Source organism: Polaribacter sp. 20A6, from assembly GCF_011378915.1.
Lineage (GTDB): Bacteria > Bacteroidota > Bacteroidia > Flavobacteriales > Flavobacteriaceae > Polaribacter > Polaribacter sejongensis.
Genome location: NZ_WTPZ01000046.1, coordinates 1 through 1,024, shown reverse-complemented (window position 1 = coordinate 1,024; position 1,024 = coordinate 1). Strand labels below are relative to the sequence as shown.

The window sequence follows — 1,024 nt, the reverse complement described above, 5'->3', positions numbered from 1 at the left end:
TAAATTGACTTAAAATTCAATATTTCACTTTTTTTTTGGTTAATTTGTCTTTAAAATAACGAATTTTTATAGCTTATCTGAGTTTACTTTTAACTTACGCCCAACGTTGTTGTGTAATGAAAGTTGCGATTTTTGTGAACGGCTATTTTCCGCAGGAAAATTGTTGTTTGCAAAAAAGCAACTGCTTTTATTTAAGCACTAATTTAGCAATTTTTTTTACACGGTGTTAGCAACAGGCTTTTCTTCTGTTAATTTTCAATATGATAAATAGCTTCTAAAATTTTTTTCTTAATACCTTTTTCATTTTTTTCAAGTTCTTTTAAAACTCCAGCAATAACCATTTTTTTGTTTGGTAATTTTTCAGAACTTTTAGAATGAGCAATTATAAATGTTTCTGAAGATTTTTCATCTCTTAATTCATAAACATCATAATTGTCAATTAATGGAATTAATGAAAAGGTCATTACTTTTCCAACCATAATAGGGATCATTAAAAAACCATTAAAATCCGATTTTGAATCTATTAATTCAGGAATTCCAGTTAAAACCATATTTGAGGATAAAATTCCTTTTTCATTCACTTCAGAAGGAAGTAAATTTTGTGGTTTATACTTTAAATAATCTTTCTTTAAATTCTCGTCTAATTTTGAAATAATTATTTCTTTTTCGTTTTCTTTTAATTTTGAAATAGACAATTCTAAAAACAGTATCATTTTCTGTTTATCATTGAAAATTCCACCTAATTTTCCTAATTCTGCTTGACTAATTATTCCGTCTTCTGCTTTGGTGAGTAGGTTATAAAATCTTCCTCCATTGTCAAGGGAAATTATAGCTTTATCAATTTCGTTATAAGGTTTTACTATTTCCATTATTTTTTCTTTCGTGAGTTGGTTGTAGCTTGTTGCTAACGTTGTTGTATAAGCTTTGTTGCGTTGTTTAAACAGTGAATTTACTAAATAAAACACGAACGGCGAAATTCCGGAGGAATTTCCCAAGTGAGCCAAAACCAGCAATAAAGTTTATA

At 27.5% G+C, this 1,024-nt stretch carries 1 protein-coding gene; it reads right to left on the bottom strand.

Translation table 11 applies throughout. The features are described 5' to 3' along the window. Positions 1 to 248: 248 nt before the first annotated feature. The gene (locus GQS57_RS18305) at positions 249 to 869 is read right to left on the bottom strand and encodes a hypothetical protein (protein WP_165734416.1); all 621 of its coding nucleotides are present in this window, start codon (positions 867 to 869) and stop codon (positions 249 to 251) included. Positions 870 to 1,024: the final 155 nt, after the last annotated feature.